Raw genomic sequence first — 19259 nt, 5'->3', positions numbered from 1 at the left:
TATATATATTAATAATATGATTGCAATAGCTTAAATCAAAATTTAATATTATATTATAATACATATAACACCTATATTTTAATTTTGTTTTTGACAATTTTTTATATTAAACTATAATAAAAACATAATTGAACTAAATTAAATAACAATTAAAAAAAATTATTTTTATAGAGGTATTCACAGATGCTACAATATGCAGTTATAGGAGTTGGTACTTTAGGTAAGGCTCTAATAAATAGATTAATGAATAAACCTTCAATAGAAGTATTGGCAATAGATAATGACATTAATGAAATAGAAGCTATAAAAAATAATGTTACTCAGGCTTTGAAATTAGACTCTACTCAAAGAGAAGCATTAGAGGCTATAGAAATTAATAAATTTGATGCTGTTATAGTTACTATAGGTGAAGATATTATGACAAGCATATTAACTTCACTAATATTAAAAGAACTCAACGTAAAAAATATAATAGCAAGATATTCTGATGAAAGACATAAAGCTATATTAAGCAAAATAGGAATTACCCACCTTGTAAGTCCGGAAGAGTCAATGGGAATACATATAGCTGAACAGCTTGAAGTTGGAGATTCTCTGCTTTTATACGACTTAACAGAATACCACTCAATAGTAGAGTTTCCTGTGCATGCTGGGCTTGCTGGCAAAAACTTAAAAGAACTTGATTTGAGAAAGAAATATAAAATTAATGTTGTAGCTATAAAAAAAGAAACAACTAGTATATTGGGAGAGAAAAAGATTATAGTTGATTGTACTCCTGACCCTGAAGAGTCTATGGTTGAGGGGGACATACTTGTAATAGCTGGGCACGATAAAGACATAGAAAAATTAAATAGAAAACTCTCTGAATAATTTTTTATAAAACATTTTTTAAATAAATAAAAAGTAATATAATTTAATAAGAGAATATGATGAATAACTACTTTGCAAAAATGCTTATTGTTGTAGGAATCATTGCTATAATAATAGGCATATTAATATTATTAAAAATCCCAATCGGAAAACTTCCGGGAGATATTGTTATAAAAAAAGAAAATTTCACTTTTGCATTTCCAATAGTAACTTCTATAATAGCTAGTATAATATTGTCTCTTATAATGTGGATAATTTCCAAATTTTAATAAAAAAAGTGTATTTTGTAACAATAAAAAGACTAATTATCATATATTTGCTATTGAAAAATATATAATATGATATATCCTTAATGTAAAATAAAAAATTAATTAAAAATTAAAGAGAGGATTAATGATTATGGTAGTAAAACCTCAAATAGCAAATAATGTATGCAGAACTTCTCATCCATTAGGATGCAAAAAAGAAGTAGAAAATCAGATTAACTATGTTAAATCAAAAGGAAAGATAAAGTCAAACATAAAAAACGCTTTAATACTTGGAGGGTCTGGCGGATATGGTCTTGCAAGCAGAATAGTGTTAGCATATGGTATGAATGCAAATACTTTAAGCGTATCATTTGAAAGAGCAGCATCAGAAGAAAAAACTGCTACACCGGGCTGGTATAACAATATGGCTTTTAGTGAGTTTGCTAAAAGAGACGGCATTAAAGAAAAAACTATAGTAGGAGATGCTTTTTTAGAATCTTCAAAAGAAAATATTATTAAAGAAGCTAAAAACTTTTTTGATGGCAAAATAGACTGTGTTATATATAGTTTGGCTACTGGTATTAGAAAAGATGAAAAAGAGGGCATTACATATCGTTCTACTTTAAAACCTATAGGAAAAGATTATAGCGGATTTGGTGTTGATTTTATGACTGAAGAGCTTATACAGGTAAACATGCCTGCTGCTAGTGAAGAAGAGATTAAAGCTACTGTAAAAGTAATGGGCGGAGATGATTGGAGATTATGGATTGAGGCTCTAATAAAAGAAGATATGCTCTCTGAGAATGCTTTAACTTTGGCTTATTCTTATATAGGACCAGAGATGACTAAGGCTATATATAGAGACGGCACTATTGGAAGGGCTAAAGATGATTTAGAAGAGACTGCTATAAATATTGATAAGATGATGCAAGAAAAACTTCATGGTCATGCTTATGTAAGTGTTGCTAAGGCGGTTGTTACTAGAGCTTCTGCTGTTATACCTGCTATGCCTTTGTATATAAGCATATTGTTTAAAGTAATGAAAGATAAAAATATTCATGAAGGCTGTATAGAGCAAATGTATAGACAATTCGCAGAAAAAATCTATTCTGACAAAGGCTTTATACTTGATGAAAAACAAAGATTAAGATTAGATGACTGGGAGCTTAGAGAAGACGTACAAAAAGAGGTTGCTCTTGCTTGGGATAAAATTAAAGATAATACTACATTAAAAGAAAATGCAGATTTAAATCAATTTAGAGATGAGTATTTACATCTTCACGGCTTTGGTTTAGACGGCATTGATTATAACGCTGACGTTCAAATATAATAATAAAATATAATATATATAATAAGGAAATATTAATAAGGCATGTCTATTTTTTAGATATGCCTTTATTTTTAATTACTCTTTTGGCTTACAAAAAAGAATAGTCTCCCCACCCCGAGGTGAATAGCTTCTTATGTAGTACTCATAATCATCTGCAATGCTTTTTATAAATACTGGTATCTTAAAAAAATCTTCCATAAAAAGCTCTCCGCCATGATAAATCGCTATAGCTAAACTCGGCCTATATTTTTTTATTGTGTTTACGGCACCTTCCAAAATTTTTTGTTCCGCCCCTTCAACATCCATTTTTATATAATCAATATTTTCTATGTTGTTTTTCTCTACAAACATATCTAAAGTAATAGCATGCTTTTTTACTGTAGGAGTATTTGGTATCATAGAAACAAAATCTATATCCTTTTCACAATCTAAAAGAATCTCATTTTGAAGTATTACATTATTGAGATTATATTTATCTTTAATATTTTTAAGAACATTGTATGCATTATTATCTGGCTCAAAAGCATATATTTTTGCATTATTAGAGCTTCTCTTAGAAAAAAAGTAGCTGCTGTCTCCCTTCCAAGCACCAACATCAAATAATACATTATCCCCATTCACTTCAAACACATCTCTTACATTATACTGCTCTAAATAAAATATATAATATAATGCCCAAGCTCCTATTTCTTTAGGAAGTTTAAATCTCTTAGTAATTAAAAAAGATATCATTTTTATAATCCATTTAAATGTTGATATGATGCCGTATTTAAAACTAAATAATATTTCCTTTAATAAATTTTTATGCACCTTAGGATTAAAAGCAAGCATATACCTATATAATACTACTTTCCTAAAAATATTCTTAGAATAATCTTCTTCAAGCATATTATAAAAAATATCAAAATTATCTGTATTAATTAATGCATTTATAAAATTATCGCTATTCTCTTTTTCTTTTATAAATTCTTTTGTAAACTTGTTTCCTAATTTTTTTCTGCAGTCATTTAATAAATCATTTGATATACTCATAAAAACACCATAATTTTTTTTATATAGTATAACATATAAAAGAATATTATGTAATTATTATTTTGATATAATTTTATTTTATTGAAAAAAATACAATTCTATTATAAAGTATAGATATATTTTAAGATAATAATTTTATTAAAGGAGATACATAAATGATAGTAGCGCCTAAAATATTGAATAATATATGTACTACAGCTCACCCATTAGGATGCAGAAAGGAAGTAGAAAATCAAATTAATTATGTAAAATCAAAAGGAAAAATAAAATCAAATGTAAAAAATGCTCTTATATTAGGAAGCTCTGGAGGATACGGCCTTGCTAGCAGAATTGCTATAGCTTATGGACTTGGAGCTAAAACTATGGGAGTTTCATTAGAAAAAGCAGCTACAGAGAGAAGAACAGCTACACCGGGCTGGTATAATAATATGGCTTTCAGTGAGTTTGCTAAAAGAGATGGTATAGAAGAAGTAAGTCTTAATTTGGACGCTTTTTTAAATGCTTCAAAAGAAGAAGTTATAAAAGAAGCTAAAAAATTTTTTGATGGAAAGATAGATTTATTTATATATAGTTTAGCTGCTCCTGTGAGAACAGATGAAAAAACTGGTATTTTGCATCGTTCTACATTAAAGCCTATAGGAAAAAAATATGAAGGTATGGGAATAGATTTTATGACTGAAGAGTTATTAAATGTTTCTATAGAGCCTGCTAACGATGAAGATATAAAAAACACTGTAAAGGTTATGGGAGGAGAAGACTGGGAGCTTTGGACTAATGCTTTACTTGAAGCAGATTTACTTGCAGAAAATGCAATTAATATAGCTTATTCTTATATAGGACCAGAAATCACTAAAGCAGTTTACAGAGACGGAACTATTGGAAGAGCTAAAGACGATATAGAAAACACAGCTCATAGACTTGATAAAGAGATGCAAAAAAAGATAAACGGACATGCTTATATATCTGTTAATAAAGCTGTTGTAACAAGGGCTTCTTCTGTTATACCTACAGTGCCTCTTTATATTGGAATATTATTTAAAATAATGAAGGCTAAAGGATTACATGAAGGCTGTATTGAGCAGATGTATAGATTATTAAGTGATAAATTATATAATGGAGGCGATATACCTTTAGACTCTGTTAATAGAATTAGGCTTGATGATTGGGAACTTAAAAAAGATGTTCAAGAAGAAGTATTAAATGTGTGGAAAATACTTAATCAGGATAATTTAAAAGAGTTAGCTGATATGTCTATGTTTAGAAAAGATTATATGAATATGCATGGATTTGAAGTTGAAGGAATAGATTATTCTAAGGATGTAGAAATATAATTTTTAATTAATAAAAAATTATTTAAGGGCTTTACTTTATGTATAGCCCTTTTATTTTTTAATTTATATTTTCTTGTTAGTCTTAGATTTTCTAAATATTGACACAGCATAAAGAATAGCTGCCAATATAATAATAGCCAATGTAATAGCTCTATTTAAATTCAACTCCTCTTTATAAACAAATATAGCAAGCAATGTTGCAAGCAAAGGAACAAAAAACTGTAAAAAGCCTAAAGTAGAAACCTCTAAAGATTTAGCAGCCTTTGCATATAAATATAATGGTATGCCTGTTGCAATTCCTGCAAACATTAAAGTTATCCAAGTACTAGTAGGCTGAGGTGTTGTTGGAAAATAAAGTTTAGATAAAATAATTGAAGGTATTAGTATAGATAAAGTCTCCAAAAATAAACTCTCCCAGCCTGAGTATATAGTCATCTTTTTTAATATTCCATATATAGAAAAAGTTAAACCTATAAAAAACGCCATTACAGGAGGTTTGCCTAATGTAATAGTTTGATATATCATTCCAATAAACATTAAAACAATAGCTAAATATTCTAATAGAGTTTTTTTCTCTCTAAAAAATATTATGCCTATTAATATACTTAAAATAGGAGCAATATAATAAGCAAGTCCTGCTTCCAATACATGACCAGAGTTTACAGTGTAAATATATAAAAACCAATTAACTCCAAGAAAAATACCAGCTATAAAAATTAAAATTAAAGGCTTCATGCCTCTGTATAGATTAGCTTTTTTAAATATTATTATAATAAGAGTAAATATAAAAGTAGTGATAACTCTCACCCCAAGCACAAAAGCAGAATCAAAATTCTGAACAGCCTTCCAATATATAGGAAGAAGCCCCCACATTATATAAGCACTAGCTGCTATAAAAATAGATTTGTTATTATTGTTTGACATAAATTAATTTATTATTCCATTTTAAATTTTTGAAATATAATAAACTCAATTTAAATATTTTCAATATTATATTTTTAAATAAAAATAAAAAACACACAAAAAAAGGAGGCCTTATTCAAGCCCCCTATTATTTCTAATTAGTTATTACAAATTAATAATTCTCAACTCTAACTTCAAAGAATTTTTTAGCATGTTTACAAGCAGGACAAATTTCAGGAGCAGCCTCACCTTCATATATATATCCGCAGTTTCTGCATTTCCATTGAACTTTAGTATTTCTTTTGAAAACTGTACCGTTTTTTACAGCTTCTCTTAATTTAGCATAACGCTCTCTATGTTCTTTTTCAACATCGCCGATTAATCTCATAGAATTAGCTATCTCATCGAAACCTTCAGCAGCAGCTTCTTTAGACATAGTAGGATACATTTCTTCATACTCATAGTTCTCGCCTTCCCAAGCAGATTGTAAGTTTTGAAGAGTATCACCTATACCGTTAAGATATTTAAAATGTACTTTAGCATGTTCTCTTTCGTTTTCTGCTGTTTCAAGGAATATTGCAGCTATTTGCTCATAACCTTCATTTCTAGCAACGCTTGCAAAATATGTATACTTATTCCTAGCCATAGATTCGCCAGCAAAAGCATCTTGTAAGTTCTTTTCTGTTTTTGTTCCTTTCAAATCTTTCATTTTATTTCTCCTTAAATTGTATTATTAAAAATTAACTTATTTTGCCTTATTTAATCTCTCTGCAACATAATCCCAATTTACTAAATGTTCTACAAAAGTAGTAAGGAAATCAGGTCTTCTATTTTGATAATCTAAATAATAAGCATGCTCCCAAACATCGCAAGTTAAAACACCATGTACTTTATCAGCAACAGGGTTCATAGCATTAGCATATTTTCTAACTTCTAATTTACCGTTATTTAATACCAACCATACCCAGCCAGAACCAAATTGTGTTTTACCGCCTGTAGTAAATGCTTCTTTAAAAGCATCAAAGCTGCCAAAATCTGCTTCTATTTTGCTTTTTACTTCAGCAGGTATAGCAACGTCTTTCTTCAACATTTTGAAAAACTCTTCATGGTTATAAACCTGACCAGCATTGTTAAATAATGCTTGCTTTTCGCTATTGTTATGAGAAAGAAGTATTAACTCTTCTATACTTTTTCCTTCTAATGACTTATCCTTAGATACCAAATCATTAACTGTTGTTACATAAGCATTTAAGTGTTTGCCATGATGGAAGTCTAAAGTATTTGAAGACATATATGGTGATAAATCCTCTTTACCATAAGGCAATTTCATTAATTCAAACATATTTTATCTCCTTTATTTATTAAACATTAAAAATATTAAACTATTTTTCATTTATGTCAAGTGTATTTATTAAATAATACAATTAACTTATTAGTAATATATATTAATAAGGCATGCCAATTAAAATTGACATGCCTTAAGTTATTTTTTATTCTTAATTATTGTGCTGTTTCTGTATTTTCTGTAGTAGTAGTTGTATCTGCTGTATTAGCTTCGTTTGCTTCTCCTTCTTTATAAACAGGAGCTACCTCTCTAGATAATACCTCATCTTCTGTATTAGCATATACAAAACCTAACTCATCATAATATTTAGAATATATAGCTCTAAATCTGTCAGAAGTTGTATATAATATTTTATGATATTTAGTGATAAGAAGTTTATATTTAGCAGATTTAATATTTTCATCTTCATTTTTCAAAGTAGTTAAATCCCATAAGTTATTAAACATCTCATTAAGATAATAAACTCTTCTAATATCACCAGTATTTACATTGTTAGCTAATAAATAATTAACACCAGCTAAATAAGTATTAAGCATTATTAAATTAGTAGTAGAATTTTGATTATTTATTTCATTTGATAAAGCTTTATTGAAGTGATATCTGCTTACTGAATAATAACTAGGAGAACCTTTAAATAAATTAAGTATACCAGCATAAAGATTTAATTCATAATCAGTTTTAGCAAGTTCATTAGTTTTGCCTAAAATTTCATAAGTAGGTCTAACTTGCTCATATAAATCAATAGCTTTATAAATTTCTTTAAGTCCTAAATCAACATTATTATCATTAGCTATAGGTCTAGCTACTAAATCATAATAATTGATAGCATTATAAAACATTTCATTAGTATCTGTAAAATTAACATTAGTATAATTTTGTAATATTTTATTAGCTTTATATAATACTCTAAAAAGATAATCATCTTTTATAATATTTAAATTAGTTTGAAGAAGATTATATTCTCTATCTAAATTAGCATCGTCTACATTTCTCAAATCTGCAAAATTAGGTGAGAAAGGCACTATACCTTCTACAGTATTTGTATTTTCTGTTGCAGCAGTATCGGTAGTAGTTTGTTCTTGAGTTGTTGTCTGCTGTTCAGTAGTTTGTTGTGCTTCATCCTGAGCATAAACAAGATTTAATGATAAGATCATTACACTTAATACAAGAAATAGCTTTTTCATGTATAACTCCTATAGGTTTTTAATAATTATTTAGCCATATATAAATGTTGCTTAAAGCCTTATAAAGTATCATTTTTGGCTGACTATTAGTATTTAATAAAGTATTAATTAAAGAATCTAATTCATCTATAGCCCATATAATACTTATATCGGAAACGGAATTAGGAAGTATATAGCTTCTTTCTTCTATTTCCAAATATTTATCTTCCAAAGATTTTTTAAGAATATTAATTAATTCTCTTATAGTATCCAAAATATCATACTCACCTTCTGAAAGGAGTGTAATGATAGAAGACACTTTTGAGGCATTATTCTTTAAACTTGCATCTATGAAAGACAATAATACTTCCCTAATATTATCGCTTGTATTTGATTTTTTGTCAAGCAAATATTTTATAGCTTTAGACATACTTCCTGAAGAATATTGAAGTGCTAGGGCTGTTTTTTCTTCATTTAGTCTTAATCTTTTCATTAATATAGACCTTAAAGTTTTCTCTGAAAGTGCTGAAAATTTAAGCTCCATCATACGAGATATTAAAGGCTTCATTCCATCTTGAACTAATTTATTTGTATCTGAAGTTATCAAAATAAATATATTATTATCAGATGGCTCTTCTAAAGTACGCAAAAAAATGTTGGGGGCTCTTTTATCCATTAATTCTATGCCTTCAATTATCACTACCCTCTTTCTTCCTAGTCTTGGCTTTCTATATGTCATCTCTATTATGTTTCTAATTGTGTCTAATGGTATAACTGTATGAATTATATTATAATGTATTTTCTTTAATGCTGTGAAAAAATCACCATCTATAGAATATTTCTTTTTACCGCCTTTAGCTTTTACTATATTAATAGCATCTTTGGATTTGGTCCTAAAAATAGAATCTATAAACTCAACATTATCTTCATTAAGTTCATTTAATGTGTAATTAACAGCCAAATAATAAGGCTCTATTAAAGCATATCTTGAGCTTTCTTTTTTGTTTCCAAGCATATACTCTTTTGGCTCACTTGAAGGATAGTTATCATAACTGTCAAAAAGCATAGATTCCACTTTATAAAGTATAGAACGGCATTCTGTGTAAAAATTATTAAACAAGTGCGGAAGCTTATATTCTAAATACTGATTAAAATATATTTCAGCATTTCTAAATCTCTCATCAGTTCCAGCCACTACAACATCAGGGTGCTTATAATTATCTATCATTTTGCAAGAAGAGCATTCATCGCAATAAGTACCGTTATTTCTTTCACATAATAAAACTTTAGCATAATTTAAAGCACTCTCATATTTGCCAACTCCCTCTTCCCCATAAAACAAATAAGCATGATGAAGCCTGCCGCTTTTATATATACCAGACATTATTTTAAGTGGCGTTGTTTGCCCTAATACTTTAGCCAATTATTTATCTCTCCATTTTTTTATATTTAATTTATAAATTATAACAAAATTTATAGCAATATAAATTTGATATTTTACATATATATTATATATTATATAGTATAAGAAATAAATTTTTAAGGATTTTATTATGTCATTAGAAAATAACAATAATATATCAAGAGAAGATTTAGAAGAAATGGAGAAAAAGAATAAAAGATTATTCAAAAAAATATTGTTAAACTCTGAAAGATTAGATAATGCAGAAGAAGGAATAAATAATTTGCAATATCATATAGAAGCTTTAAATAGAAATCTAGATTCTATAAATGACATAGACTTAAAAATAGAAATTCTATTAGAAAAAGCAAATGAATTAATAGAAGAGAATATTCAAAAAAATGAAATATTAATACAAAATGCAAATAAAAAATTAGAAGAGCAAAATAGTGAATTTGAAAAATCTATAAATGAAAAGTTTAAAGAAAAACTAGAAGAACAAAATATTAAAAATCATGACATTGTAAAAAATATTAATGAAGTAATAAATCTAAAATTAGAAGATAATAATTTAAAAAATACTAAATTAAATGAAGAGCTATTAAAGAAAACAGCAGAACTATTAGAAGAAAACACTAAGAAAAATGAAATATTAATACAAAATGCAAATAAAAAGCTAGAAGAACAAGGCAGCGAACTTATAAATAATATCAATGATGAAATTAAAGAAAAATTAAAAGAACAAAATATTAAAAATGAACAGTTCATAAAAACTCTTAATGAGATTATGAATACAAAACTTGAAGAACAAGATAAAAGAAATGATGTCAAATTAGAAGAGAGCAATAAGAAAAATAAAGACATTAATGAAAACATCATAAAAACAACAAATGAGATGCTTGAGAAATATGACAAGAGCCATGAGGTATTGATTGACTATACTAATAAAAAATTAGAAGAACAAGTTAAAAATAATAATGAGTTTCTCAAAACTATCAACAACTCTATAAATGTAAGATTTGAAGAACAAGACAAGAAAAATAAAGAGTTTAATGATTTAATAAATAAAAATCATAATGAAATAATCAAAACAACAAATGAGATGCTTGAGAAATACGACAAGAGTCATGATGTATTGATTGACTATACTAATAAAAAATTGGAAGAACAAGCTAAAAAGAATGATGAGTTTCTCAAGACTATTAATAATTCTGTAAATATCAAACTTGAAGAGCAAGACAAGAAAAATAAAGAGTTTAATGATTTAATAAACAAAAATCATAATGAAATAATAGCAAAAACAAATAGTATGATTGAAAAATATGATAAGAGTCATGAAGCTGTTATAGATTATACAAATAGAAAACTTGAAGAACAAGATATTAAAAATAGAGAGTTTTTAAAAACTGTAAACAATGCAATGAATGATAAATTGCAAGAGCAGGATAGAAAAAATAGTGAGTTTAATCAATTAATTAATAAGAATTATGACGAAATACTCTCTAAAGCAAATAATATGCTTGAGAAATATGATAAGAGTCATGAAGTATTAATTGATTATACTAACAAAAAATTAGAAGAACAAGACTCTAAAAATAAAGACTTCTTCAATGCAATGAATAAATCTATAAATGAAAAACTTGAAGAGCAAGACAAGAAAAATAAAGAGTTTAATGACTTGATGAATAAAAATCATAGTGAAATATTATCTAAAACAAATAATATGCTTGAGAAATATGATAAAAACTATGAAACATTGATGGAATATACAAATAAAAAGATAGAAGAGCAAAATAACAAAAATGATGAGCTTATAAAAAATATTAATCATAGCGTTAACTTGAAAATGGAAGAGCAGGATAGAAAAAACAGAGATTTTGGCAATCATATGGAAACAAGAATGAATGATATGCTAAAAAAATATGACAGAAATTATGATGCATTAATGGAATATACAAATAAAAAAATAGAAGAAAACAGCATAAAAAACACTGATTATATAGCAACTCTAAACAATGCTAAAACTATTATAAATGAGTTTAATAGTGATAAAGAAAAATTAAAAGAATATACAGACAGACAAATAGAAAAACAAGAGCAAAAAAACAAAGAGTTTAGAGATGATATGGCTAGACAATACGATAGTATGTTTAAGACAGCTGATGCTATGCTCATAAAACAAAAAGAGTCAGAATTATCAGAAAAAAATAAAGCTAATAACTTTGCTATAATTATGGGTTCTTTGGCTGCTGTAGTTATAGTAGTTGTTATAGCTTTACAGATACTATAAATTATGTACCTTTTTGATAATAAAGAAATAGATAAGCTGCATTATGAAAAATATTATTTAGACTTGGGCTATAAATATATTTGCGGTATAGATGAAGTTGGACGCGGTTCGCTTTTTGGAGAGGTGACTGCCTGTGCTGTTATAATGCCTTTAGATGATGATATAATAGAAGAGGCAAACGATTCCAAAAAACTTACCGCCAAAAAAAGAGAAGAACTTTATACAATTATCACTCAAAAAGCATTATCATATTCACTATATTCTGTGCCTGCAAATATTATAGATAAAATTAATATATATAATGCCACAAAATTAGCTATGCTTAAAGCAGTTGAAGGTTTAAAAGTAAAGCCTGATATATTGTTAATAGATGCAATGAAAATTGACACTGAAATAAAACAAGAGTCCATAATAAAAGGTGATTTAAAATCATACTCTATAGCATGTGCAAGTATAGTTGCTAAAGTAAGCAGAGATAAAGCAATGAACACATTATCAGAAAAAAACAAAGAATATGATAAATACAAAATATCAAAAAATAAAGGCTACGGCACAAAAGAGCATATTGAAGCTATAAAAAAATATGGTGCGAGCGATTTACATAGATTATCTTTTGAACCTATAAAATCTATAAAAGAAGAAAATAGTTTTTTTATATAAAATGCTAAACATTAATAACAAATACTCAAACATCATCATAAATAGCAAAAACTCTCAAAACATAAAAGAGGGAGATATTGTAAGATATTCTCTTATGCGTAAATTGGATAATGATAAGGCTATTATTAATATAATGGGCAATAAAGTTGTGGCATTATTTAAAGATGGAATACAAGATAAAGGTTTTGCCGTTATTAACAGAGAAAATGGTAATATAGTATTAAAATTGCTTAAAGATGTAAACAGTATCAAAGAAGCAAGAGAGACTATTAATAATAATGCTATGAAAGATACTTTAGTTTTAAACAGCAATAAAGAAAATAATAGCGAAGCATCTTCCATTTTATTAAAGAACTCAATAAAGCAAAGCCCAGAAAATATCGCTTATTTGGAGAGGGTTTTAAAATATATACCTCAATTAGATGATAAAAAAATGAAGTTTATACTGCATTCTATGTCTAATAAAATATATTTTACTATAGATGAACTCGAAATGTTTGAAAATATTTTTTCAAAATTCAATAATTTATACTCTATCATAAAAAAATCTAACAAAAATATTGAAAAAACCGAAATATTACTAACGCTTTTAAAAGAAATTAATGATACTAACAAAAGCTTAAAAAATTACATATCTTCAAATGGAAATTTGAGTGTATGGTTTATGCTCTTTGATATGCTTCAAGATGAATTATCTTCTGATAGTTCTAATATGCTTAATCTTCTTTTAAAGATATTATCCTCAAATAGGGAAAATAAAACTTTTAGAGAAGGTTCTTTTTTAATACCAATACCTTTTATGGTTAATAATGAATTAAAAGAGGTACTTCTTTATGTAAATAGAAAAGATAATAAAGCTAAAAGTTTAGAATTTATAGCTTATGATAATAATAAAGAACTTTGCAAAATAGAAATTGTAAAAGAAAATAAATATATTATTAATTTATTTTTATTTGATAAAAAATTATTCTTAAAATGTAAGAATATAAAAACAAATATAGATAAAGAGTTAGAAAAGTTTGATAATATAGAATTGGAGATAAGTTATGAAAAAAGAGATTGAAAATGCTGTTGCTTTACTTTATGAGAGAGAAATACATAATGCTCCAATAGTAATATCAAAAGGTGAGAAACTCTTAGCTAAAAGAATGATAGAGATAGCCAAAAAAAATAAAGTACCTATAGTGTCAGATGAGGAGACTGTAAAAGAGCTTATGCATTTAGGAATAGGAGAAGAGATACCATATTCAGTTTATGAAGCAGTTAGTATAATATTAAAATATGTATATAAATTAAAGGCAGAGTAAAAAGACAATTATGGAAAAAATTACTAGTGTTAAAGTAGATGATATCAAAACCAAAGTTGATAAGCAGGATATTTATATCTATAATGGTTTTATGGCTATTAGCAAATATATAAAATCTATAGATGAAGATATTAAAAGATTAAAAAAATGGGATATAGAAGAAGTATTTATAAAAGACTCTGATGCTAATGCGGAAGGATATCAAACTCCTGAAGATTTTGAGAAGTTTTCTAGAGAATGCCTTGTATACAAAAATATATATTTTAGTATATTAGAAAAAGTAAAAACAAGCTTGGGGGATTTTAGATATAATAATATAGTTAATATATCCAATTTAAAATCAATAATAGATAGCGTATTAGACCTAATTAATAAAAATATGAATGCTGCTATAGAATTATTAAATATAGAAGATTTAAATAGAAATGACTATTATTATATAAGATCATTAAATGTTGCTATGATATCCTTAATGCTTGGCAAAGTAATGAAATTTCCTGAAGATAAATTACAAAAATTAGGTTTAGGTGCTATATTATATGATATAGGTCTTATTAGAATACAAGATAAAGTTTTAAATAAACATGAACAGTTTACACCCGAAGAATATATTGAAATAAAAAAACATACAGTATTTGGTTATAAAATAGTAAAAACAAATTTTAGATTAGAAGAAGAAATAGCAGTTATCCCTTTAGAGCATCATGAACATTATAACGGCAAAGGATATCCAAGAGGCATTAGCGGCAATCAAATACACTTATATCCAAAAATAGTTGCCGTTGCTCATTCTTTAGAAAAAATATTAAAACCTATAAGAATATCAAAAGATAATACAAAAACTCCTACATATTCTAAGATTGTTAATGGTTCTAAAACTATTGAAAACAAAACATTATCTGATGCTGTAAGAGAAATAATAAAGGGAGCTAATATTAAATTTGACCCTATAATAGCAAAACTTGTTGTAGGCACTTTTAGTGTTTATCCTGTAGGAACAGTTGTAATTTTAAATGATAATAGAAAGGGCTTAGTATTTGCTACTAATGTAAGTTATCCTATTAGACCAATAATAAAAATAGTATCCGATGAAAATGACAATTTTATTGAAGACGGAGAAGTAATTAATTTGATAGAAACTAATAAATTGCTAATAAGCGGGGTAGATAAAGATAGTAATATTTTAGAGGAGGTAAAGTCAAGACTATTGAATAAAAAAGATAATAATGATGGCAATTAAATGAAAAGTAAAAAAGAAATAGGCAATTTTGGAGAAGATATTGCCTTAAATTATCTCGAGAGTCTTGGGTATGAATTATTAGAGCGAAATTATAAAAGCAGCATAACAAGAGGCGAGATAGATTTAATAATGACAAAAGGAGTTGTTATTGTGTTTGTAGAAGTAAAATATCGAAGACAGGGAAGTTTTGGATATGCAGCTGATGCTATAACAGAGCGTAAAAAACAAAAGCTCTATGAGACAGCTGAGGAATACTTAATTAAAAAAGGATTAAGTTTAAGTCAAAAATGTTCCTTTGGGGCAGTTTTAATAGACGATACCAACTATAGTAGAGAAATTTCTTTTGTAGAAGACATTTTTATATAGGGGTATTGTATGAAAACGGCTGTTAAAATCAATTATGAAAAAATAGAAATTTATAAAAAGAAATTAAAAGATAAAAAGTATGTAGATAAAGCTATAGAAAGGCTTGCTGGACACTTAATTAGTGCTGTTATAGATTAAATACAATTAAGGGCATAAAATGAATATAATAGACAGAGGTAAATTAACTTTATTATTAGAAAGTGAAAACTTAAAATTATTATCTGAAAAATTAGACAATAATTTTGAAAAAGCGGTTAATGAATTATTTAATATTAAAGGAAGAGTAATAACCTCTGGAGTTGGTAAGAGCGGACATATTGCAAGGAAAGCTGCTGCAACTTTTGCTTCAACTGGAACGCCTAGTTTTTTTGTTGACCCTAATGAATGTTTGCATGGCGACTTTGGTATGATAACTAAAGATGATTATTTAGTATTATATTCCAAAGGCGGAGAGTCTAGAGAGATAATAGAATTAGTAAACTGGTCTTGCAGGCAAAATATACCATACATAGCCATTACTAATGATGAATCCTCTACTCTATCAAAAAATGCAAAAATCACTTTGCTTACGCATGTAAAAGAAGAGGCTTGCCCTTTAAAATTAGCGCCTACTGTTAGTACAACTGCTTCTTTAGCTTTATCTGATGCTTTGGCTACTGCTTTAATGGAGATTAGAGGATTTAGAGCTGAAGACTTTGCAATATTTCACCCGGGCGGAAGTTTGGGAAGACAATTAGCTAAAGTAAAAACCATAATGCATACTGATAACTTGCCAATTATAAATTTAGAAACCTCTTTATATGATGCTTTATTTAAAATCATAGAATGTAAACTTGGTATTGCAATAATTACGGACAATAACAATATTCTTAAAGGCATTATTGTAGATGGTGATTTAAAAAGATTATTGGTAAAAGATAAACAAATAGAAAATATTCTAGAAACAAAAGTAAAAGATATAATGAATAACAACCCTAAAGTAATATATCAAGATACACTTATAGGTGAAGCTTTACATTTAATGGAAGGAAAAATTACAAACCTTGTAGTTGTTGAAGACACTAAAGAAGGCAAAAAACCTATAGGTATAGTTCATATACATGACATTCTAAAAATAAAGGCCTTTTAAGCTTCTAAATAACCTTTATCTAACAAAGATTTTTTAATTCTATTCGTCTCTAATTTATCATCAGTTGTAACCGTGATATATTTTAAACTCTCCATAGCGGATAATTTTTCTATATTAAAACCTTTAACATTATCTAATATAAGTATTTTAATTTTTTTATTATTAAATATTGGCTCTAAATCTTCCAAACTTCTTAAATTTCTTAATATCACTTTTTCTAAGTTTTCTAATTTTGATAAATCTGGTATATATTTTAATTCTGATATAGAGTTTAATTCTATTATTCTTAAGTTTTTTAAATCATTTAAAAAATCTAAAGTGTTTATACCCTTACCCTTTTCAATATATATCTCTTCTAAATTCGGCATTCTTTTTGGAATCTCTTCAATATGAGTGGCAGATGAAAGTATGGATAATTTTTTTAATTGGCTAATTTTAGTGAAATGCTCTACTCTAATATTTGAAGCCCCTATATCGCAAAAACTTTTTCTATTTTCTATATAAACAGAATGCTTTAAGCTAAAACCATTCTCTAAATAAAAACTGCTAAGTGTTTCAATGCTGTCAAGAGGGCTTAAAGCAATATCTTTATCAACATTTCCATTAATATGCAAACTTATCAAATTGCCAAGTCTTGAAAAAACATTTAAATTACTTATAGGGTTTTTAAGAGAAGCATAAAATGTTAAGTTTCTCACTTCTGGTATAAACTTTATTATATCTTCTCCAGATAAATTAGAACTACTATCTTTTTCTGAAGAGATATTTAAAAAGAAATCAGGTCTTTCTTTTAATATATCATTTAAAAAAGGTATCATATCTTTTGATATGCCGCTATTATCTATAAATAAAGATATTCTCTCTTCGGAAGTTTTTAATTCTAATAAATCATTTTCATTTAATGATGAGATTTTTACGTTTTTCATAATTCCTCCATTTATAAAAACTAAAGCACAGGGGCAATAATTCTACAAGCTGAATTTCTAAGCCTAATTAAAATAGGTTGTTTTTGATATTCCTCCATAGTTATTTTATGAGACCTTGAAATATCATCTTTAAAAATACTTTCAAATTCCAAAGCAGTATCTATATCATATATAACCGCATTCATCTCATAATGCAAATAAAAACTTCTTATATCCATATTGCAAGTTCCACAAGATACAATTCTTCCGTCTATAACACAAAACTTACTATGCAAAAAACCGCTCTCATATAAATAAATATTAACACCCGCATTAAGAAGTGTCTCAAAATAAGTTTGAGCAACCCACCAAGCTATTAATTTATCAGGCTTACCCGTAATCATTAAATTGACATTTATTCCAGATAAAGCGGCATTCTCCAAATCATGCAAAAAACCATCATCAGGAACAAAATAAGGACTTTCTATATAAACACTCTCCTTAGCATCATCTATCATTTTTGAATAAATTTTTTGTATAGAATCCCATTTAGAATCAGGCCCAGAAGATATTATCTGCATAGGTAGGTATTTATCTATTTTTGAAGGAGGAAATAATTCCTTCATAAGTGAAGAACCTTCCACATTATCCATCAAATTATCTAAATCTCTTCCGCCAGCATTATGCCAATCGCATACAAAAACATTCTGTATAAGATTACAAGCATCACCCACTATACGCATATGAGTGTCTTTCCAAGAAGCAAATCTCTTTCCGCCGTCAATATATTCCTGTCCTAAATTCATTCCGCCCATATAGGAAATTATACCATCTATAACTACTATCTTTCTGTGATTGCGGTAATTAACATATCTAGTCCAAAATATAGAAAATGGGTCATGATAATATAAAAACTCTATGCCATTTTCTCTAAGCTCTTTTTTATATTTTCTGCTTATTCTAAGCATAGAGCCAAGTCCGTCAAATATAAGCCTAACCTTAACTCCCTCTTTGGACTTTTTTATCAGTATATCTTTTATTTTATTTCCTAATTCATCGCTTCTCCATATAAAATATTCCATATGTATTGTTTTTTCAGCGAGTTTTAAATTGCTAATTAAATCATCAAATAAATCTTTACCCTCATCAAAAACATAAACTTGATTTTGAACAGTAATTGGAGAGTATCCGCTTTTTATTGCAAGCTTTACTAAATTAGTATGTTTGGCATAATTACCGCCCATGTTGTCTATGATATTCATCTGCTCTTCAAGCAAAGAAGAGAAATGTTTTTTTATCATATCTTCAGGAAGTCTTGCAGAAAGTTTTCTTCTAGATTTTTTCCAATTTACACCCAAGAATAAATAAAAAATAGCACCCACATATGGCAAAAATACCAACACAGTAAGCCAAGCTATAAAAGAATAAGGCGGTCTATTTTCAAGAAGCATTTTTATTGCTATTAATATGACATATAGAAAAAATATAATAGTCAATATATAAATAAACATTTAATTAAAATCTCTAATTTAAATATTATATATTATTATTTATAGTATATAAGACAAATACAAAAAGTCAATGAATGCCATATTATAATTTTGTATTTAAAATATTTTTATTTTGTGATAAACTTTAGTACATACTAAAAATTTTATATTTTTAATTTTAAATATTTGTGGGGCTTTGCCCCACACCCCACTTCTTTTGCGACCGAAGGAAGTGCCCTTGTGGCGTG

The 19259-nt window shown here is 27.1% G+C and carries 20 protein-coding genes; 12 read left to right on the top strand and 8 right to left on the bottom strand.

Going from position 1 to position 19259, the window contains the following annotated elements; genetic code table 11:
- Window positions 1-183: 183 nt before the first annotated feature.
- The 3 genes from GQX97_RS07700 to fabV (GQX97_RS07690) all read left to right on the top strand — a co-directional run bounded on the left by GQX97_RS07700 (window position 184) and on the right by fabV (GQX97_RS07690) (window position 2448).
- Window positions 184-870: a TrkA family potassium uptake protein gene (locus tag GQX97_RS07700; RefSeq protein ID WP_157151364.1), complete on the top strand. Its 687-nt coding sequence runs from the start codon at window positions 184-186 to the stop codon at window positions 868-870.
- Between the two features lie 59 nt (window positions 871-929).
- Window positions 930-1139: a DUF2905 domain-containing protein gene (locus GQX97_RS07695; RefSeq protein WP_157151757.1), complete on the top strand. Its 210-nt coding sequence runs from the start codon at window positions 930-932 to the stop codon at window positions 1137-1139.
- Between the two features lie 130 nt (window positions 1140-1269).
- Window positions 1270-2448, top strand: a complete 1179-nt coding sequence (fabV, locus tag GQX97_RS07690; RefSeq protein ID WP_157151363.1) for an enoyl-ACP reductase FabV — start codon at window positions 1270-1272, stop codon at window positions 2446-2448.
- 75 nt (window positions 2449-2523) lie between these two features.
- Here the strand turns inward: fabV (GQX97_RS07690) and GQX97_RS07685 are convergent, their stop codons facing one another.
- A complete protein-coding gene (locus GQX97_RS07685) occupies window positions 2524-3480 on the bottom strand; it encodes an FkbM family methyltransferase (protein WP_157151362.1) in 957 nt (318 codons plus the stop codon).
- A gap of 155 nt (window positions 3481-3635) precedes the next feature.
- Here GQX97_RS07685 and fabV (GQX97_RS07680) point away from each other — a divergent pair, with 155 nt between their 5' ends.
- On the top strand, window positions 3636-4811 hold the full coding sequence (gene fabV / locus GQX97_RS07680; RefSeq protein ID WP_157151361.1) for an enoyl-ACP reductase FabV: 1176 nt from the start codon (window positions 3636-3638) through the stop codon (window positions 4809-4811).
- Window positions 4812-4874: 63 nt separating this feature from the next.
- Here the strand turns inward: fabV (GQX97_RS07680) and rarD are convergent, their stop codons facing one another.
- From rarD to GQX97_RS07655, 5 genes are all read right to left on the bottom strand, one after another.
- Entirely contained in the window at window positions 4875-5735 is an 861-nt protein-coding gene (gene rarD / locus GQX97_RS07675; RefSeq protein WP_157151360.1) for an EamA family transporter RarD, read from the bottom strand.
- A 151-nt stretch (window positions 5736-5886) separates the two neighbouring features.
- Window positions 5887-6423 carry a rubrerythrin gene (gene rbr / locus GQX97_RS07670; RefSeq protein ID WP_157151359.1) on the bottom strand — a complete coding sequence of 179 codons (537 nt, stop codon included), beginning with the start codon at window positions 6421-6423 and terminating at the stop codon, window positions 5887-5889.
- A gap of 36 nt (window positions 6424-6459) precedes the next feature.
- Window positions 6460-7056 carry a superoxide dismutase gene (locus GQX97_RS07665; RefSeq protein WP_157151358.1) on the bottom strand — a complete coding sequence of 199 codons (597 nt, stop codon included), beginning with the start codon at window positions 7054-7056 and terminating at the stop codon, window positions 6460-6462.
- Between the two features lie 158 nt (window positions 7057-7214).
- Window positions 7215-8243, bottom strand: coding sequence for a hypothetical protein (locus GQX97_RS07660; protein ID WP_157151357.1), 1029 nt, complete (start codon window positions 8241-8243; stop codon window positions 7215-7217).
- Window positions 8244-8262: 19 nt separating this feature from the next.
- On the bottom strand, window positions 8263-9645 hold the full coding sequence (locus GQX97_RS07655; RefSeq protein WP_157151356.1) for a DNA polymerase III subunit delta': 1383 nt from the start codon (window positions 9643-9645) through the stop codon (window positions 8263-8265).
- Window positions 9646-9775: 130 nt separating this feature from the next.
- Between GQX97_RS07655 and GQX97_RS07650 the strand changes: the two genes are divergently transcribed.
- Genes GQX97_RS07650 through GQX97_RS07620 form a run of 8 tightly spaced genes read left to right on the top strand, consistent with a single transcriptional unit; the run spans window position 9776 to window position 16616 of the window.
- The gene (locus GQX97_RS07650) at window positions 9776-11914 is read left to right on the top strand and encodes a viral A-type inclusion protein (RefSeq protein ID WP_157151355.1); all 2139 of its coding nucleotides are present in this window, start codon (window positions 9776-9778) and stop codon (window positions 11912-11914) included.
- Window positions 11915-11917: 3 nt separating this feature from the next.
- Window positions 11918-12574, top strand: coding sequence for a ribonuclease HII (locus tag GQX97_RS07645; protein ID WP_157151354.1), 657 nt, complete (start codon window positions 11918-11920; stop codon window positions 12572-12574).
- Between the two features lies 1 nt (window position 12575).
- Entirely contained in the window at window positions 12576-13637 is a 1062-nt protein-coding gene (locus GQX97_RS07640) for a hypothetical protein (RefSeq protein WP_157151353.1), read from the top strand.
- Window positions 13621-13881: an EscU/YscU/HrcU family type III secretion system export apparatus switch protein gene (locus tag GQX97_RS07635; RefSeq protein ID WP_157151352.1), complete on the top strand. Its 261-nt coding sequence runs from the start codon at window positions 13621-13623 to the stop codon at window positions 13879-13881. Before GQX97_RS07640 ends, GQX97_RS07635 begins: the two co-directional genes overlap by 17 nt.
- A 10-nt stretch (window positions 13882-13891) precedes the next feature.
- Window positions 13892-15121: an HD-GYP domain-containing protein gene (locus tag GQX97_RS07630; RefSeq protein WP_157151351.1), complete on the top strand. Its 1230-nt coding sequence runs from the start codon at window positions 13892-13894 to the stop codon at window positions 15119-15121.
- The gene (locus GQX97_RS07625; protein WP_157151350.1) at window positions 15122-15487 is read left to right on the top strand and encodes a YraN family protein; all 366 of its coding nucleotides are present in this window, start codon (window positions 15122-15124) and stop codon (window positions 15485-15487) included.
- A gap of 9 nt (window positions 15488-15496) precedes the next feature.
- Window positions 15497-15625 carry a hypothetical protein gene (locus tag GQX97_RS15070; protein WP_013243798.1) on the top strand — a complete coding sequence of 43 codons (129 nt, stop codon included), beginning with the start codon at window positions 15497-15499 and terminating at the stop codon, window positions 15623-15625.
- 19 nt (window positions 15626-15644) lie between these two features.
- A complete protein-coding gene (locus tag GQX97_RS07620; protein ID WP_157151349.1) occupies window positions 15645-16616 on the top strand; it encodes an SIS domain-containing protein in 972 nt (323 codons plus the stop codon).
- On the opposite strand, the gene GQX97_RS07615 is transcribed toward GQX97_RS07620, so the two are convergent.
- Together GQX97_RS07615 and cls are read right to left on the bottom strand one after the other, a co-directional pair.
- Window positions 16613-17542 (bottom strand): hypothetical protein, encoded by a 930-nt coding sequence (locus GQX97_RS07615; RefSeq protein WP_157151348.1) that lies wholly within the window; start codon window positions 17540-17542, stop codon window positions 16613-16615. The genes GQX97_RS07620 and GQX97_RS07615 overlap by 4 nt on opposite strands.
- A gap of 20 nt (window positions 17543-17562) precedes the next feature.
- Window positions 17563-19032 carry a cardiolipin synthase gene (cls, locus tag GQX97_RS07610; protein WP_157151347.1) on the bottom strand — a complete coding sequence of 490 codons (1470 nt, stop codon included), beginning with the start codon at window positions 19030-19032 and terminating at the stop codon, window positions 17563-17565.
- Window positions 19033-19259 lie beyond the last annotated feature (227 nt).

It is taken from the genome of Brachyspira sp. SAP_772, from assembly GCF_009755885.1.
Taxonomy (GTDB): Bacteria; Spirochaetota; Brachyspiria; order Brachyspirales; family Brachyspiraceae; genus Brachyspira.
This window is presented reverse-complemented; position numbering and strand designations above follow the sequence as displayed.

Coding starts and splice junctions, on each gene's coding strand:
- GQX97_RS07700 (WP_157151364.1), top strand. CDS start 184: ATGCTACAATATGCAGTTATAGGAGTTGGTACTTTAGGTAAGGCTCTA.
- GQX97_RS07695 (WP_157151757.1), top strand. CDS start 930: ATGAATAACTACTTTGCAAAAATGCTTATTGTTGTAGGAATCATTGCT.
- fabV (WP_157151363.1), top strand. CDS start 1,270: ATGGTAGTAAAACCTCAAATAGCAAATAATGTATGCAGAACTTCTCAT.
- GQX97_RS07685 (WP_157151362.1), bottom strand. CDS start 3,480: ATGAGTATATCAAATGATTTATTAAATGACTGCAGAAAAAAATTAGGA.
- fabV (WP_157151361.1), top strand. CDS start 3,636: ATGATAGTAGCGCCTAAAATATTGAATAATATATGTACTACAGCTCAC.
- rarD (WP_157151360.1), bottom strand. CDS start 5,735: ATGTCAAACAATAATAACAAATCTATTTTTATAGCAGCTAGTGCTTAT.
- rbr (WP_157151359.1), bottom strand. CDS start 6,423: ATGAAAGATTTGAAAGGAACAAAAACAGAAAAGAACTTACAAGATGCT.
- GQX97_RS07665 (WP_157151358.1), bottom strand. CDS start 7,056: ATGTTTGAATTAATGAAATTGCCTTATGGTAAAGAGGATTTATCACCA.
- GQX97_RS07660 (WP_157151357.1), bottom strand. CDS start 8,243: ATGAAAAAGCTATTTCTTGTATTAAGTGTAATGATCTTATCATTAAAT.
- GQX97_RS07650 (WP_157151355.1), top strand. CDS start 9,776: ATGTCATTAGAAAATAACAATAATATATCAAGAGAAGATTTAGAAGAA.
- GQX97_RS07645 (WP_157151354.1), top strand. CDS start 11,918: ATGTACCTTTTTGATAATAAAGAAATAGATAAGCTGCATTATGAAAAA.
- GQX97_RS07640 (WP_157151353.1), top strand. CDS start 12,576: ATGCTAAACATTAATAACAAATACTCAAACATCATCATAAATAGCAAA.
- GQX97_RS07635 (WP_157151352.1), top strand. CDS start 13,621: ATGAAAAAAGAGATTGAAAATGCTGTTGCTTTACTTTATGAGAGAGAA.
- GQX97_RS07630 (WP_157151351.1), top strand. CDS start 13,892: ATGGAAAAAATTACTAGTGTTAAAGTAGATGATATCAAAACCAAAGTT.
- GQX97_RS07625 (WP_157151350.1), top strand. CDS start 15,122: ATGAAAAGTAAAAAAGAAATAGGCAATTTTGGAGAAGATATTGCCTTA.
- GQX97_RS15070 (WP_013243798.1), top strand. CDS start 15,497: ATGAAAACGGCTGTTAAAATCAATTATGAAAAAATAGAAATTTATAAA.
- GQX97_RS07620 (WP_157151349.1), top strand. CDS start 15,645: ATGAATATAATAGACAGAGGTAAATTAACTTTATTATTAGAAAGTGAA.
- GQX97_RS07615 (WP_157151348.1), bottom strand. CDS start 17,542: ATGAAAAACGTAAAAATCTCATCATTAAATGAAAATGATTTATTAGAA.
- cls (WP_157151347.1), bottom strand. CDS start 19,032: ATGTTTATTTATATATTGACTATTATATTTTTTCTATATGTCATATTA.